Origin of the sequence: Paenibacillus sp. FSL A5-0031, from assembly GCF_001956295.1 — a bacterium.
In the GTDB taxonomy this organism is placed as follows: domain Bacteria; phylum Bacillota; class Bacilli; order Paenibacillales; family Paenibacillaceae; genus Pristimantibacillus.
Window position 1 is genome coordinate 26,992 of the sequence record NZ_MRTD01000020.1, and the last position, 16,056, is coordinate 43,047.

Genomic DNA, 16,056 nt, shown 5'->3' on the forward strand with positions numbered 1-16,056 from the left:
TTATTTACTTACTTGCTTGCTAACGCTTTGTAAGAATCACTTGTTTCTTTCAGATGCTGCTGGAAGCTGGCGTCCGCTTTAAGCCCGCTAATAAACTTGTCCCAGTCCTCCATGCTTGCTTTACGGATGACAACGTTTGTGTACATATCAACAAACTTCTTCTGCCAATCGCCGCCTTTTTCCATCCATACTTCAGTCGTTGGCAGCCCTGCAGCAGGATTCTTAATTGAAGATGCTGAGATGGTATCTACCAGCTGGCGGTTGTAATCTCTAACTTCTGCTGGCATGCCAGGTCCTTCAGCACGTTGATATTTGTTGAAATAACCGGAAATCCATTGCGCAGTCGTCGCTGTACCATATGCTTTTTTCTTGCCTTCATCGGTTTGAACGATTGAACCATCTTCCGATACGGTATAATCCTTGTCTTTAATACCATAGGTAACGAGATTGTAGCCTTCTTCAGTCGCCGTTTCGTTATAAACCTCAAGAATTTTCTTCAGCTTGTCTTCACTAACCTTTTTGCTGACTAGGAACAACCCATAGTAGCCATATGCTTGTTCATTGTACTTTTTGCCGTCTGTGGCAGCTGGAATTTCATACGCCTTCAATTCTGCTTCAGGCTTAATTTTTTGCAGCTCTTGTCCGAAAATAAATGCTTCGTTAATATTGCCGAAGGAGATGCCCGCTTTGCCTTGAATCATCATTTCTTTCACTTGGCTTGGCTTCATTACGGGCAAGTCCGGCGTAATAAGACCATCGCCATACGCCTTGCTCCAGAATTCAAGCGCTTCTCTTGCTTCAGCTGTCAGCCAGTATGGCTCAAGACCGCCTTCAGCCGTTTCCTTCCACGCTGTACCTGCGCCAAACATCGTCATCATATAAGGGCTGACACTCGCTTGCACCATACCAAAGGTATCGTTTTTACCGTTGCCGTCCGGATCATTTTTTGTAAAAGCTTCTAACACTTTGTAGAGCTCATCCATCGTCGTTGGTGCTTTCAATCCCACTTTATCAAGCCAATCTTGACGAATAATGAGAGATTCATGTCCATCCAATGGGCGGACACGCGGAATACCGTAGGATTTCCCCTTGAACTTAATGTTCTCAATGGCATTCTCCGGATATCCTGCCAGGTTCGGATAATCCTGCAAGAACGGAGTCAAATCCCAGAATGCACCCTGCTCAATTGCGGTTGAGAATGCAGGATCATTGATATCCTCAATAAGAATGACATCAGGCAAGCTCTTGGAAGCAAGCAAAGCATTCAGCTTCTCTTTATAGCTATTAATCGGATAAAAATCGATGCTCAGCTTTACATTTAGTTTTTCGTTGAGCTGCTGGACACTTTCGAGATCACTGCTTGGAGATTCACCATAAGTCATCGTGCCGATATTAATATCAACCGGCTTTTGTTTACCCTCTTTATTGCCGGCCGATTTAGCTTCGCCACCATTCGAACAGCCAATTAAACTTGTCGTAAGAACGAGCGTCAAAAGCGTTATGCCAAAGCTACTTTTTTTCATTTTTAAAACCCTCCCTTATTTGTAGTAAACCCCTATATAATGGTCGTTTATCCGTTAACCCTTTACGGAACCAACCAGCATACCTTTTACAAAATACTTTTGCAGGAACGGATACACCATAATGATAGGCAGAGACGCAACAACTACCGCTGCCATCTTGATCGTCTCTGGAGGGAGCATTTGCTCACTCTGCAGCATTGCCGCTACGGATGGATCCGCTATATTGGTTGAAGCTTGAATCAGCATCATTTGCAGCACAACCTGCATCGGACGAAGTTCATCCGAGTTAATGTACAATACGCCGTTGAAGTACGTATTCCAGAAGCCTACTGCAAAGAATAGCCCGAACGCAGCGACTGCTGGCATCGATATCGGAAACATAATTCGAAAGAAAACCCCAATATCATTGCATCCATCGATCTTCGCTGCTTCCTCCAGCTCCTCCGGCAATTCCTGATAGAAATTTCTCATCAAAAATACGTACCAAGCGCTCGTAATAGCTGGCAAAATCAATGCCCACACGGTATCGATTAGCCCCAAGCTTTCAACCAAAAGAAAGTTCGGAATCATACCCGGGTTGAACAGCATCGTCATTAGAATCGCAACGAGGAAAAACTTTTTACCGAAAAACCGTCTCCGCGACAAGGCATAAGCCAAAGCGCTTGTAACGATAATACCGATTGCCGAACCCACAACAGCCAAGAAGCCGCTGACCCCTAATGAACGCATAAACATTGGAGTCGATAAAATGTACTTATAAGAGGAAAGGCTCCACTTCTCTGGAATTATAATTAACGACTTTCTCAAATACTCCGAAGGGTCTGTAAAGGAAACAACAATGACATACAGAAAAGGCAGCAGCGTGATGAGTCCAATTAGACCAAGCGCCGTATAAATAATGCCGTTTGTCACTTTATAACCGAGGGACTTATGCATTAGTAAAGACCCTCCTCACCGAATTTTTTCGCTAAACGATTGGCTGTAACGACAAGGATAAGACCAACCACCGATTTAAATATGCCCACGACCGTCGCATAACTGAAACGACCATTTTGAATGCCTGTTCGGTATACATACGTATCGAATACATCAGCCACATGTGAAACGGGAGAACTCATCATCAAGTAAATTTGTTCAAACCCTACCTCCATTACTTGTCCAAGCCGCAAAATGAGCAATACAATAATTGTGCTCTTAATGCACGGCAGCGTAACATTCACGATTTGCTTCCAACGGTTTGCACCATCAATTTGCGCCGCCTCATACAAGTCTTGATTAATACCCGCAATGGCAGCGAGGAAAATAATTGTGCCCCAGCCTGCTTCTTTCCAAATGCTCTGTGCAGTCAACAAACCCCAGAAGTAATTCGGCTCCGTCAAGAAACCGATCGGCTTGCCGCCTAATTCGACAATAATCTTGTTAATAATACCATCGCTTTGTCCGAGAATTATAAAGCAAATCCCTGCAATAATGACCCAAGACAAAAAGTGCGGTAAATAAATAATCGTTTGAATCGTTTTCTTAAATGCCCGATTGTGAACCTCATTAATGAGAATAGCGAGAACAATGGGAATCGGGAAAAAGAAAACGATGTTCAGCAAGCTAATCGCCATCGTATTTCTAAATAAAAGCAGGAAGTCTGGATTCGTGAAAAACTCATTAAAATATTTGAATCCGACCCACTCGCTTTGCCAGAAGCCTAAGTATGGGGAATAGTTTTTAAAGGCTAACGCCAGCCCCCATATGGGCAAGTACTTGAAAATAAGAAAGAAGAGAATACCCGGAAGTGCTAATACGTACAAATATTTTTCTCGGCCTAAAATGACTTTAAATTGAGACCACTTTGAATCTCTCGTTTTTTGCCACTTAGGTTCATGTCCTTGTGATAAACTTGCGTTCGCTAATTCAGGATTAGATTGCGGCAAGGGTTTCACCACCTCCAACAATTTTGTTTAAACTTGGCTGCTCATATGGTTTCATGTCTGCATCTTACAAGCCGAAGCTTCCGCCGGGCAATGACCAATTCTTATTCGCTCAGAACAACTGAGCAATAATTGAGAATCCCTTGCTGCTGCTGGGTTTGTGGCTGCTTCGGGTCTCATTAATTAATCTCTTTAACCTCTGCCAGATTATAAATTCGCACCCCATAAAATCAAAAAAAGACTTGCAAGATGGAGAGTTTACAATTCTCTCACTCTTAGCAAAGCCTTTTTGAAATAAGCCTATTCGATTTTGTATGGCAATTTACTTGCGATGCATTTCTCGATATTGTCCCGGAGGCAATCCAACCTGCTTCTTAAATACACGAATGAAATTTTTAGGGTTGTAGCCTACCTGCTCTGCTATTTCATTCACCATCAAATCTGTTGCTTCCAGCAGCTCCTTAGCCTTCTCTACACGAACTTGTGTGAGGTACTCAATAAAGGAGATGTCCATCGTTCGCTTAAACAGCTTGCTTAAATATTGAGGAGTCAGATTGCAAATCTGTGCGCACTGATCCAGAGAAATATCAAGATTATAATTTGCCGCAATATAGTCTGTAACTTTTTCAATAAGCTGCTCATACTCTTGATTCCGTTTGCCGCTCAAGGACATCATAATCGGCTCAAATATACGATCTATCAGCCACTCATTAATGGAATGAATTGTTGCACATGATCTCATATCGAAATTGAGCTCACTAGCGGTTCTTCCAAATAGCTGCTCTGGACTCATATTCATTAAATAGACGGTTCGTAAAGTCGTAGACAACAACTGATCATACGACATCCTAATAAGCTCGGGATTATGCACTGCAGATTGCACTTTATTGGAAAAAGCATCAAGCAAACGCTTCGTTTCAGCGAGATCACCGACCTGCAATGAATCGATAAGATGGTTCTCGATCTCTGCTGGATAACGATACATCATTGAAACCGCAAGCCCTTTGCTCTCAATAATCTGATTGCCGCCATTAATCATCCGCGAATTAATGGCAAGCTGCGCTTCACGATATAAATCGGGCAGTTCCTCTACCTGCGAGGCTGCACGGCTTAACCCAATCGTTGCTGGAGATTGCAGAAAATGAGTGATCTGCTGTCGTATTTTTTCAATGCCAGACTTCAAATTGTTTGACCATGCATTCATTTCTTCATCTTCTGTCCACAGCCAAACCACTACTTGATCATTTAATCCATTAATGACCAAGCCTTCTAGCTGCTGCTGCTCCAGCAATTCTGTCGTCATATTTTTTATAATAAACAAAATTAAATCTTTATCCGACTCTTGAAACTTGCCTGCGTCCGATAGGTGATCATATGAAATAATAAAGACAGCTGCGCATTGTGTCTCTGGGATAGCGTATCTGCGCAGAAGCTCATGCAAATGTTCACGTCGTTCATGACTAAATTGCCCTTCCAATAGCCTTAAAGCAAACAACTCCCGAATAAGCGGAAACTGCTGATTGATTTGGCCTTCCAGCTGACTCGCCTTACTGTTAATTTCCTTCCACCGCTGCTGCACATAATTAAATTCGTCTGTCCCCATATCCGCTTGTTGATTATCACTAATATGAGAGACCAGCTTCCGAATCGGACTATATACCCTTTTCGTGCCGATCATCGCGAGCGCAATTCCCGCAGCAAGAACAACAAGCACGATGCCAATCGTTATACCCGCAATCTTCCTTGCGCTGCTGTAAAGCTCCGCTGTTGGAATCATATCCACAAACAGCAGCTTCTTGATTGGGGATACCATAGAAGTAACTAAGTACTCCCGGCCCTGCCATTGATATAAAAACTCTTGCTTGCCCTCATGTGCAACCGTTATCAACTCAAACAAATCTTTAGGCACTTCAGATCCATTCATATGGAATATGAGCTGGCCGCCTTCATCGATTACAAACATATGCTGGTTCTTGTATTTCACAAATTTTGCAGTTAGAGATTCAAACGCTTTATTATCAATAATGACTTGAATAAGACCGATTGGATCTTTTGTATGTAAAGGAATTGTACTCGTTAAGGTAATACCAGAATCGTACACTTGACCGCCTTGGGAATAACCAGCCTGCCAAACTAATTGCTGTTTGTTTTCCAGCAGCTTCTCATACTTTTCCTGTTCCACTGCCGACTCCATTTTTTTGCCACCATAAGTAGACGAAATTAAGTAATTCTCGTCCAATGTATATAACGAAATATCCTTAACAAGTGGGTTTCCGTTCATAAAAGCCAACATGTTCTGATAGATATTCGAATAAAATCCAGAATAATTGGTACGTTTCATTTCCTTCAAGTCTGAAGTGAAGAACGAGCTCATCTCCAGCTGAATTAAGTTATTCTCTACTCTTTCAAGCCCATTATCGATGGTCTCTGAAGCGTAGCTTAAGACCTGGGTAATGTCTTGGCTGGCATTATCTTTAGCCGTTTTGGAAGTTAAAATATAGCTGGTGATCCCAAGGATAATGATAGGAATGATTGATGATAATAACGTAAAAACAATCATTTTGCGATAAAATGATGGATACTTCAGAAAGCTTTTACGATTAATTATTCGGTTACCCTCTATAAGCTTCATTCTGTCGACTCCTATGTTGATAGACTTTGCTCCTCAGCACAGCGTACAAATCATTTGAAATGAAGTCAATAATTATTAATGAATTTATCCAATTTGCATGCTGCTGAACAAATGTCCACGCAAACAGCATAGCATTGCAATACTATAACTATAGAGATGCACTAGTGAAATAGAAGAATAAACGACTGTTATTGTCAGTGTCAAACCTTTACTAGCCTATTTGCATTGTCTATATGATTAAGAATAGGGTGGGTGATATCGTTATGCTCTATACAGCTCTTGGAGATTCTATTACCTATGGGGAGAATGCCTCCTCACTCGCAAAAGCATATCCCCAACTAGCCGTTGACGCTTTAAATTCACGCTCCCGTTCCCGCAGGGCAACTGGATATGTATTAGCTCGTCCGGGCTGGACCAGTCATGATCTATTAAACGCAGTCATCTGGAAGGGTTCCTCAGCTATTAGCAAATCCGATGTTGTTTCTGTCTGGATTGGAGGGGTAGATTTAGCAAACGCTGCATTGTCTTCGATTAAGAACCAACAGCAAATAGCTATAAAACCGATCTTAACTCCCTACAGGCAAAATTTACGAGCCATTCTCGCTCATATAAAAAGCGTGAGTAACGCCCGTATTATTTGCTGCACGCAATATAATCCGTTTCCGAATAGTTCTCTAGCAGCAGCTGCTATCGACCAATTAAATTACACGACGATAGAGGTTGCCCAAAGCTATCATGCACAAATCGCTCCCGCTCATAGATGGTTTGAAGGAAAACAAGCCTCACTAATCTATGGCTATCGTAATGGGAGATTAGAAGATGCATTGAGCGGTACTCTGCCTATCCATCCCAATGATCGGGGTCATCAAGTGATCGCAAACGGATTAATCCCCTATCTTGCTTCTCGCAATTAGTTTTAGAAATAAAAAATGACACCTTCCCTCTAATAGGTTGGTGTCATTTTTTGAAATTCGTTTGAGATGCTCCTAAAGAACACCCACAACGACAAGCACCCAGCCAATCATAAATGAAAGTCCGCCTAGCGGTGTAATTGGACCAAGAAACCGAGCTTTGGCAACACTCAGCACATATAGGCTACCTGAGAATAAAATAATTCCCGCTACCAAAAACCAGCCTCCGGTAACGATAAGCTGAACATCTGGATACTGTCCTACCAGCAGTCCAATTAATATCAAGCCTAATGCATGCGCAATATGGTACTGCACGCCTACCTCATATACCTTTAGCTTATCCGATGTTATTTTACTTTTCAGCGCGTGTGCGCCGAACGCACCAATAGCAACCGCCAGCACCATCAAAATACTGCCGAGCATTACAAATGTTTGCATAAAAATATCCCTCCATATCTTTCAATTGGTACATTTAGCATATCATGATTGATCGAGGGAGGGAATTGCTCTCCTAGGTTTCATCCTATTAGACAACAGCACTCTATTTATTTTTCCTTACATAATAATTTCCGATTGATTTACTGTTGCCAGAGGAGTAATGTAGTTTGGTATAGCATCAGGAGGCATCTACGTGAAATTCTTTCAATCTACCGCCACAGAGTGGCAGGGCTGGTCCCGCAATATTCGTTTATTTTTTCTAGCAAACATGTTATATCAAATCGGTACGGGCATGTTCTCGGTACTCTACAATTTATACATTCACGAGCTCGGTTACCCCGATGCCATGAGCGGAAAAATCGTCAGTATGCAATCACTCGCAACCGCATTATGTTTCATTCCCATTGGCTTATTTGGCGATCGCGCCAGCCGCAAGCGCTTGCTCGTCATTGGCGCTCTTTGCAGCGGTGTGGTACTCGCTGGACGCTCATTATTTGAAACAGAAAGCAGCTTACTTACAATGGCCGTTCTGACCGGCTTATTTGCTGCCATCTTTCAGGTGCTTGCCATTCCCTTTCTCGCCACAAACGTAGCTAAAGCGGATCGACTGCGCATTTTCAGTATTTTTTCAGCATTTGTTCTCGCCTCTCAGGTCGGCGGCAGCCTTGGCGGAGGCGTCATTGCAGATATTATGCAGGCGGCAGGACTAAGTAAGCTGCTCTCCTTCAAAATCGTTTTACTTGCAGGCAGTATAGCGACAATTGCAGCATTTCTACCTTTGCAAGCCATTAGGGAATCTGCGCGCAGCCAGAAGGAAAGTGTTGAAGCAACTAACGAGCAGCCAGCTTCGAACCAAACAGCTCATCCTAATAAAGAAATGTCATTTATTATTAAGTTCGCCTCCATACAGCTTTTGATTGGTATCGGATCGGGTCTTGTTGTTCCTTATTTGAATTTGTATTTCACCAATCGGTTCTCGATATCGCTTAGTGCGATGAGCTTATTGCTTTCATTAGGTCAAGTCATGACCATCATCTCTATGCTCATTGGCCCGTCGCTCGCCAATCGAGTTGGACAAGTGAAAGCGATCGTTATTTTCCAAACCTTATCGCTGCCATTCCTGCTATTAACAGGTTTTACAAACCTGTTACTCGTCGCTTCTATAAGCTTTCTATTCAGACAAGCGCTTATGAATGCAGCTAATCCACTGCAATCGGCTATTTTGATCGACCGGGTTTCTGCAAAAAAGCAAAGCCTGGCCAACTCCTGTATGCAGACAGCTTTTATGCTTGGATGGGCTACGATGGGACCCATTCATTCTCATCTTATTGCTACCTATGGCTACTACTGGGGGTACGCCATCACGTTCAGCATAACTGGAGCACTGTATGTCACGGCATCTATGCTATTTTTTATGTTGTTTCGGGAGAAAAAAACGGTTGCCGCAGTAAAAACGCCTTCGGCATCTATTTGACGCTAAAGCAGCTTTGACCGTTAATTATAAGTGACTTATAAGATGAAAACTTATACCTTCTTATATTTCAAACAGAAAATCAGCCCTCAGATACAATCTGGGGGCTGATTTTTTTTCAATTATTTCCGCGCTGCAAGGAATGCATCAACTTGGCTTTGTACCTTTGCAATGATCTTATCGATTCCAGCGGCCTTGATTTTTTTCTGCAAATCTTCCAAGCCTTTATCTACATCCTTAATCGCACCGTATTCGAGTGGAATCGCATAACGAAGCATGACGTTGCTCACATTAGCCACTTCTGTTTTCACTTTACTGTTGTCGAATACAAAGGTTTCAAGCGGGTAGTGATATACCGTTGCTTCCCACGCTTTGCTCATGGCAGATGCCTCTTCTGGGAATGCCGCATCCGTACGATTGAGCGGCGAGTTAAAGCTCCAGTTGGAGAAGCCTGTATAGTTGGCAGTCTTGTCTGTCGACTTAAGTTTATCGTCGCCATCAGCTTCATAGTTCACGCCATCAATACCGTACATCATGAGATTATGAAGTTCTTTATCATTTTGCATCAAGTTAATGAACATGAGCGCACGTTCTGGATTTTTCGAAGTCGCATGAACCGATGTGCCATTTTGCGTAGCAACGGCTTGAGACTTTTTCTTAGCAGGCGTAATATCGGCAAGTGCAGCTTTATATGGAGAGTTTTCTCTTTCCATCGCTGCTTTCAAGGAACCGAGCGTACCCATATTATGAGTAATTGACGCCGTTTTTCCTTCTTTAAAATCCTGCTGGTGATCGTTTTTGTTGTTCAATACGTTTTTTGACCATGCATTATGGTCTGCAAGATCCTTATAGTAGTAGAGCAGCTGCTTGAACTCTTCTGTTTCATACACATTGAAGATTTTGCCCGTCTCATCTGTCAGCTTAAATCCGATCGGAAGATCGAAATCAAGCATATTCCACTCACTTTGCTGCTTAAGCAAAATACGATCTAAATTGTGCAGCTTCCAATCCCCTGTTTCTGGAGTAAAGGGTACAATCCCCTTCTCATTTTCAGAAACCGCCTTTAAGTAATTCGCGTAAGCTTCAGGACTGTCGATCGCAGGAAGATTATATTTTACACGCAAATCTTCCCGGTACAAGACGAGCTTCTCAACGGACTCCCCGCTGTTCTGTGGAACCATGTACAGCTTGCCGTCTACCTTTGCTTGATCCCAGCTGGATTTCGGCATGATTTCCCAAGTTTCCGGCATGTATTTAGACAACATCTCTTCCGTTAGCTCTAAAAATCCGCCCTTCAACGCCTGATCATTATATCCAGCCCAGTTTGCGGAATAAATTAAGTCAAATTCTTCGTTGGCTGCTAGTTTCAGTGGATACTTTTGAGCCCAATCGGACCAATCTAGAAATTCGCCCTCAATTGTCGCATTAATTTTTTCCTTCAGCTTCTTATTAATTTCAGCAAAAACAGTATCATAATCTACCGGCTTCGGACCTACAAAAATCATTTTAAGCTTAACTTCCTTGGAAGTATCGATCCCCTCTTCTGCAGCGGCAGGCTGCTCAGTAGCCGGCTGTTCCGTAGCGGTCTCGGTTCCTTCGTTCGCTGGTTTCGGAGATGTGGCTTCTTTGTTGCTGTTGCCTGAGCATGCACTTAAAATGAAAACGAATGTTAGTACAAATGCCAGCCAAAGCGATTTTTTCTTAAACATGCTGGAGACCCCCAATTCATATATTGATAAACCAGGATTGCCTGGAACTATCCTTTTACAGCGCCAATCGTTAATCCTCTTACAAAATATTTCTGAACGAATGGATAAGCAATGAGAATGGGTCCGCTTGCTACAATCGTCATCGCCATCTTTAAACCCTCTGTCGGAAGGCTTGTCGTAACAACCGCGCCTGATCCCATCATTGCCTTGCGCATGCCGTCCATATTGCCTAACATTTTGTACAAATAGTACTGAAGCGGCATTAATTTCTCATTCGAAATAAATAACAGTGCATTATACCAATCATTCCAGTATCCAAGTGCCAAGAACAAACCTATTGTAGCCAAAGCTGGCTTGGATAGTGGAAGAATAAGTCGCATAAAGATTAGAAAATCGCCTGCGCCATCTATTTTTGCTGACTCCGTAATCGCTTCCGGTATACCGCTCATGAATGACTTCATCACGATAATGTAGAAAACATTGAACAACAGCGGGACTATTAAAGCTAGCGCGGTATCCTTCATATGGAGATAGTTGACGATGAGCAAATACCAAGGAACAAGTCCGCCGCTGAACAACGTGGTGAAGAAGAAATAAAACGAAAAGTGATTACGCCATTTAAAATCCTTTCTACTTAGACAATAAGCAGTCATCGACGTTAGAAACAAACCAGCTATCGTGCCAATCGCGGTAACTGCTATTGTTACGATGTAAGCATTAATCATTTGATCCGGGTATTTGAAAAGTATTTTGTAAGCTTCCAAAGAAAACTCGCTTGGGAAAAGCTGAAACCCGTCCACAACAATTTTGCTCTCATCCGTTAGGGATGACGATAAAATCAAAATAAATGGAACGATACATAACAAGGCCAGCATCACGAGCGCGGTATAGCCAATCGCATAAAATAATCGTTGATCCACTTTTTTTATTTTAGCAGCCTTGACTGCTTTCTTATTTAAACTTAAGCCGGATGCATTCATGTCTTAACCCCCATTCAGAATAAAGCGCGATCCTTATCATATTTACGAACAGCATAGTTGACCAGCATGATTGTCGTGAAGCCAAGAATGGACTGATATACGCCTGCCGCCGCTGACATTCCAATCTCGTTGGTTGTGATAAGTGATCTAAATACGAAGGTATCGATGACATCTGTGGAGGAGAACAACACCCCGTTATTGCCAACCATGTTGTAGAACATGCCGAAATCGCCGCGGAAGATGTTGCCGACTGCCAATAAGACTAAAATAATAATGGTCGGATACAGATTCGGAATTGTGACTCGCATCATTCTTTGGAAAATATTAGCGCCATCAATTTCAGCAGCTTCATACATTTCCGTGTCAATGCTCGTAATGGCGGCCAAATACATTACCGTACCATAACCAAGCATCTTCCAAGCGGAGACAAATACAAGTATAAACGGCCAATATTCAGGTGTATTATAAATGTCGACCGGCTCCATCCCAATGCTCTTCAGTAGGACGTTCACCGTACCAATGTCACTATTCAATAAATTGTAGGCAATCGCTCCAACTACGACCCAAGAAATGAAGTATGGGAGAAAAATAACCGTTTGCGTAATTTTGCGAAACCATTTGCCGCCAACCTCAAACAAAAATATGGCTGCAAACATTTGCAGTAAGTTGTTTACGACAATAAAAGCTATGTTGTACAACGCCGTATTTCTTGTTACCCGCCAAGCATCGCCCGATTCGAAGAAAAAGCGAATGTTGTCGAGGCCATTCCACGGACTTCCAAACACACCGCCCGCATAATCATAATGCTTAAAAGCAAGAATGATGCCGACCATCGGAATGTAGGCAAAAAGGAGATAAAATAGAACGGCAGGCGCCAGCATGAAAAGGATTACTTTATACTTGTTCAGATCATTCCAAAATCGATGTCGAATCATCAACACTGCCCCTCTCTTCTCTATGTACACATATTATAAAAAGCAGCGGTAAATAAATTAATTATGGGAAACAACTAAAACCAATACTAAATCAACGATTTGAATATCTTTTGCAAAAAAAATAGCCCAACGCCTGCTTTGGACTTGAGCTTTAAATTATTTTCTCTAAATTTTATGCTTTTTTCGATATTCTCCAGGTGACAGCCCCATCGCTTGTTTGAATTGTCTATTGAAATAAATAATATTTTTATAGCCGACCTGCTCGGCAATTTCATAAACCTTCTTTGCCGGGTCCTTTAATAGCTCGCACACCCGCTCCATTCGCAATTGATTGAGATAATCGCTGAATAGTATGTTCGTCTCCATTTTAAATAGCTGTCCCAAATAATTTGGTGTGAAGTCAAAGTGGGCGGCAACCTCATTGAGCGTTATTTTCTGATCCAATCGCTGCTCGATATAGGCTGTAATTTGATCAATGAGCTTGCGCTTCTGCCGCTGCTTCTTTAAATACAGCAGTTCAGATAGTTCAAAGAACCGTCTCCTCAGCCAAGAGAGGATATCATGCACCGTTTCAAATTCAAACAAAATAATCGGATGATGAGATTCCCATTTCAGCATTTCGTACATATGTTCATTCATTTGCTGCAAATCAGCATGGAGCTTGGAGGTAATACGAATAATGAGATCATAAATATCGTTTTTCTGGGTCAACGGTTTTTCACCGTTTAAGAGCTGAAGCAAACAGTCGTCAATGGTCGTCAGGTCATACTCCAGCATCGCTCGAAGCATAACATCTACAACCTCTTCAAAATTTGATGCAGCTGATTGTTTAGGGCTCCACTGGAAAGCGCCTTGAATGATCCGATTTTTCCCCATGATCCATTTGATGCTTAATCCTGCTTTCGCCTGCCGATAGGAGTCATGAAGCTTAGCGATATCATTGGTGTACATTCCCATTCCAATCGTAATGGAGCAAGAGAACGTCTCATTAAATTGCCGAACAAGTTGTTCCAGCAGCGCCGTCATGTATTCTTCTTGAACAGCAGCCAGCAGAACATAATGGTAATCATAGCTTGTCATCATACTGCCCAAGTTGTTGTCCGCTGCAAAATTGCGAATAAAGAGGGTGATCTGATTCATAAACAATCGCCGCTCTTCCTCACTTTTCTCCTTAAGCTTCCATGCAAGATCATCAATCTCAATAATCGAGACAGAAGCTCCCTGCTGTAACAAAGGCGATAAAATCGTATGAATATGTGCTTCAACCTGACCTGGCGTTGCTTCATTGAACCAGCGAAGCAGCAGCTCCTGATTGACTAGCGATAAGGTTTCAGACAAGGCCATATTCTGCTGTCGTTCGTTCTCTATCTTAGAGCAAATGAGAACGAGCATGTCATTGAGCTCACTATCATCTACAGGCTTAAGCAAATAACCGCTGGCATTCAGTTGAATGGCCTCTTTGGCATAACTGAAATCCTGGTGTCCGCTTATAAAAATAATATGAACTTGAGGATTAATTTCCTTTGCTTTGCGAGCAAACTCTATTCCAGACATGATCGGCATTCGAATGTCGGACAAAATAAGATCGATGCGCTTCTGTTCCATTATCTTCAAAGCTGCAAATCCGCTGATAGCCGTTCCTACATCTTGGAGGGATAGCTGTTCATTGCCCGCTACCCGGCGCCTTAACCACTCCAAATCTATTGCTTCATCATCTACCAATAGGATGCTGATATCCATGTCGGTACTCTCCTCCTCTGGCGCGTCATTATGACAGCGGTTCCAAATCTTCAATGATTTCTTCATCGATCGGAAGAATAATTTGCACCGTCGTTCCTGCTCCATATATGCTGCCGATATGAATGCCGAAGTCCTTACCGTATCTTAGTTTTATACGTTCCTCCACATTTTTCAGACCGTATCGGTCTGAATGGATCGTGCTTGCCAGCATTCTTTTCAACGTTTCCGGTCTCATACCGATCCCGTTATCAATAATTTTCAGCTCAATATGGCCCCCGAGACGTTTCCCTGTAATACGAATAGCGATCGTTTCCCCAAACCAAGCATGTTTGAAAATATTTTCAACGAACGGCTGGAGAATCAGCTTAATTACCGGAATATGTGCAATTTCAGGCTCCATATCGAAATACACCTTAAAGGTATCTGCATACTTTACTCTTTGTATGTCTAGATAGGATTCCACCTGTTCAAGCTCTTTCTCAAGCGTAATATAGACATTGCCTCCGTTTAGCGTAAGCCGATAAAACTTGGACAGCGCCTGCACCATCTTTGTTACTTTATCTACTTCCCCTAAGTTAGCCAGGCTGCCGATTGTCGAGAGTGTATTGTATAAAAAATGAGGGCTAATTTGCGCTTGGAGCACATCAAGCTCTGCCTGTTTTTTCTGAATGCCCTGCACATATACATTTTTGATGAGGTCCTGAATGCTGGTTGCCATCTGATTAAAAGAATCTGCAATATGAACAAATTCATCATTCCCTGTAAAACCAATCCGCTTATAAAAATTCCCTTCTTGGAACGATTGCACGAGCGTTACAATACGCTTCATCTTTTTCCCTGATAGACGGGCCACAATCACTCCGATAAACGCCATAACCAAGAAACTGATGAAGCAAACGGTGCTTATCGCTTTTTTCATTCTGGTCGCATCTTTATTTAGATAAGAATGAGGAACCAACGTCTCGATCACAAAATTTGTTCCTGGAATCTCTTCCCTCACACTCAAATATGATTTCATGCTAGCCTTCTCATCTATGCTTCCTCGTTCATATAGATTAAGTCCAGAAGCCATATCAATTAATCGCAGGCTGATGCCCTCTTCGATTGGGAATGTATCGAAATTGCCTAACAATTCATCGAAGCGAGCCGTAACGCGCAAATAGCCGATCGTAGACGAAATGCCGCTGGATGTGACTAATCTACGGAAATGAGAGATGTTGTTTAGTTTCTGGTCCGAATCGACCTGAATCCATAGGTGGTCTTGGAATGTAGAGGAAATGGATTTAAACCAATCCGTATTCTCTATACTGTGATGAGATAACACATAATAGTCACGCCTGCCAATCGGGGTGGCCATATCATCGCCCGAAACTTCAAGCATATTTTCGTTAACCGTATAGAGCGCCAGTCTAATATTGTTTCCATACAGCAGGAGAGGCGCCTTCATTTGCGGAATAATATCATCCCTCATTTTGAGCATCATATCGAGCTGGTCCCCTTCAAACTGAAGAGCGTTCTGAAAAGTAATGCTGCTGAAAAGTGTACTGGACATTCGCTGGATCTCATCCAGCTGATATTCAATATTGCTCCTCGTCTGCTTCATAGCCGTACGGATATTCGTTTCCGCCATCTCTGTTCTCGACTCAATGAGCATCGTATAGGAGATGTATCCAATGACAGCGTCGGTCAGCAGCACAAGAATTAGATACGGAATCATCATTTTGTACGTAAACGGAATATACATTTTATTCGGAATGAATCTCTTCATTTTCTCCCGCCTTTAGCCCGTTCTACC

Annotated in this window: 12 protein-coding genes; 2 read left to right on the forward strand and 10 right to left on the reverse strand. The window is 42.5% G+C overall.

Annotation, left to right across the window (positions count from 1 at the left end):
- Nucleotides 1-8: 8 nt before the first annotated feature.
- The 4 genes from BK120_RS27385 to BK120_RS27400 form a co-directional block, all read right to left on the reverse strand.
- Nucleotides 9-1,523, reverse strand: coding sequence for an extracellular solute-binding protein (locus BK120_RS27385; RefSeq protein ID WP_076270686.1), 1,515 nt, complete (start codon nucleotides 1,521-1,523; stop codon nucleotides 9-11).
- Between the two features lie 54 nt (nucleotides 1,524-1,577).
- Nucleotides 1,578-2,459, reverse strand: a complete 882-nt coding sequence (locus tag BK120_RS27390; RefSeq protein ID WP_076270687.1) for a carbohydrate ABC transporter permease — start codon at nucleotides 2,457-2,459, stop codon at nucleotides 1,578-1,580.
- Complete coding sequence (locus tag BK120_RS27395) at nucleotides 2,459-3,448, reverse strand: ABC transporter permease (RefSeq protein WP_076270688.1); 990 nt, start codon at nucleotides 3,446-3,448, stop codon at nucleotides 2,459-2,461. The genes BK120_RS27390 and BK120_RS27395 overlap by 1 nt, the downstream gene beginning before the upstream one ends.
- Before the next feature lie 319 nt (nucleotides 3,449-3,767).
- Nucleotides 3,768-6,077 (reverse strand): helix-turn-helix domain-containing protein, encoded by a 2,310-nt coding sequence (locus tag BK120_RS27400; protein WP_076270689.1) that lies wholly within the window; start codon nucleotides 6,075-6,077, stop codon nucleotides 3,768-3,770.
- A gap of 263 nt (nucleotides 6,078-6,340) precedes the next feature.
- On the opposite strand from BK120_RS27400, the gene BK120_RS27405 reads away from it, so the two are divergent.
- Entirely contained in the window at nucleotides 6,341-6,991 is a 651-nt protein-coding gene (locus BK120_RS27405; RefSeq protein ID WP_076270690.1) for a GDSL-type esterase/lipase family protein, read from the forward strand.
- Nucleotides 6,992-7,063: 72 nt separating this feature from the next.
- On the opposite strand, the gene BK120_RS27410 is transcribed toward BK120_RS27405, so the two are convergent.
- Complete coding sequence (locus BK120_RS27410; RefSeq protein WP_076270691.1) at nucleotides 7,064-7,426, reverse strand: DUF423 domain-containing protein; 363 nt, start codon at nucleotides 7,424-7,426, stop codon at nucleotides 7,064-7,066.
- Nucleotides 7,427-7,619: 193 nt separating this feature from the next.
- Here BK120_RS27410 and BK120_RS27415 point away from each other — a divergent pair, with 193 nt between their 5' ends.
- Nucleotides 7,620-8,900 carry an MFS transporter gene (locus BK120_RS27415; protein WP_076270692.1) on the forward strand — a complete coding sequence of 427 codons (1,281 nt, stop codon included), beginning with the start codon at nucleotides 7,620-7,622 and terminating at the stop codon, nucleotides 8,898-8,900.
- A 119-nt stretch (nucleotides 8,901-9,019) separates the two neighbouring features.
- On the opposite strand, the gene BK120_RS27420 is transcribed toward BK120_RS27415, so the two are convergent.
- The 5 genes from BK120_RS27420 to BK120_RS27440 form a co-directional block, all read right to left on the reverse strand.
- Nucleotides 9,020-10,606: an ABC transporter substrate-binding protein gene (locus BK120_RS27420; protein WP_076270693.1), complete on the reverse strand. Its 1,587-nt coding sequence runs from the start codon at nucleotides 10,604-10,606 to the stop codon at nucleotides 9,020-9,022.
- A gap of 47 nt (nucleotides 10,607-10,653) precedes the next feature.
- On the reverse strand, nucleotides 10,654-11,586 hold the full coding sequence (locus BK120_RS27425; RefSeq protein ID WP_076270694.1) for a carbohydrate ABC transporter permease: 933 nt from the start codon (nucleotides 11,584-11,586) through the stop codon (nucleotides 10,654-10,656).
- A 14-nt stretch (nucleotides 11,587-11,600) separates the two neighbouring features.
- The gene (locus BK120_RS27430; protein WP_076270695.1) at nucleotides 11,601-12,521 is read right to left on the reverse strand and encodes an ABC transporter permease; all 921 of its coding nucleotides are present in this window, start codon (nucleotides 12,519-12,521) and stop codon (nucleotides 11,601-11,603) included.
- A gap of 165 nt (nucleotides 12,522-12,686) precedes the next feature.
- Nucleotides 12,687-14,261, reverse strand: coding sequence for a response regulator (locus tag BK120_RS27435; protein ID WP_076270696.1), 1,575 nt, complete (start codon nucleotides 14,259-14,261; stop codon nucleotides 12,687-12,689).
- Between the two features lie 28 nt (nucleotides 14,262-14,289).
- Nucleotides 14,290-16,029 (reverse strand): sensor histidine kinase, encoded by a 1,740-nt coding sequence (locus BK120_RS27440; RefSeq protein ID WP_076270697.1) that lies wholly within the window; start codon nucleotides 16,027-16,029, stop codon nucleotides 14,290-14,292.
- Nucleotides 16,030-16,056 lie beyond the last annotated feature (27 nt).

Bases quoted from the DNA above. Each gene is read 5' to 3' on its own strand.
- BK120_RS27435 (WP_076270696.1), bottom strand. From the start codon at position 14,261: ATGGATATCAGCATCCTATTGGTAGATGATGAAGCAATAGATTTGGAG.
- BK120_RS27390 (WP_076270687.1), bottom strand. From the start codon at position 2,459: ATGCATAAGTCCCTCGGTTATAAAGTGACAAACGGCATTATTTATACG.
- BK120_RS27420 (WP_076270693.1), bottom strand. From the start codon at position 10,606: ATGTTTAAGAAAAAATCGCTTTGGCTGGCATTTGTACTAACATTCGTT.
- BK120_RS27440 (WP_076270697.1), bottom strand. From the start codon at position 16,029: ATGAAGAGATTCATTCCGAATAAAATGTATATTCCGTTTACGTACAAA.
- BK120_RS27425 (WP_076270694.1), bottom strand. From the start codon at position 11,586: ATGAATGCATCCGGCTTAAGTTTAAATAAGAAAGCAGTCAAGGCTGCT.
- BK120_RS27385 (WP_076270686.1), bottom strand. From the start codon at position 1,523: ATGAAAAAAAGTAGCTTTGGCATAACGCTTTTGACGCTCGTTCTTACG.
- BK120_RS27400 (WP_076270689.1), bottom strand. From the start codon at position 6,077: ATGAAGCTTATAGAGGGTAACCGAATAATTAATCGTAAAAGCTTTCTG.
- BK120_RS27405 (WP_076270690.1), top strand. From the start codon at position 6,341: ATGCTCTATACAGCTCTTGGAGATTCTATTACCTATGGGGAGAATGCC.
- BK120_RS27430 (WP_076270695.1), bottom strand. From the start codon at position 12,521: ATGATTCGACATCGATTTTGGAATGATCTGAACAAGTATAAAGTAATC.
- BK120_RS27410 (WP_076270691.1), bottom strand. From the start codon at position 7,426: ATGCAAACATTTGTAATGCTCGGCAGTATTTTGATGGTGCTGGCGGTT.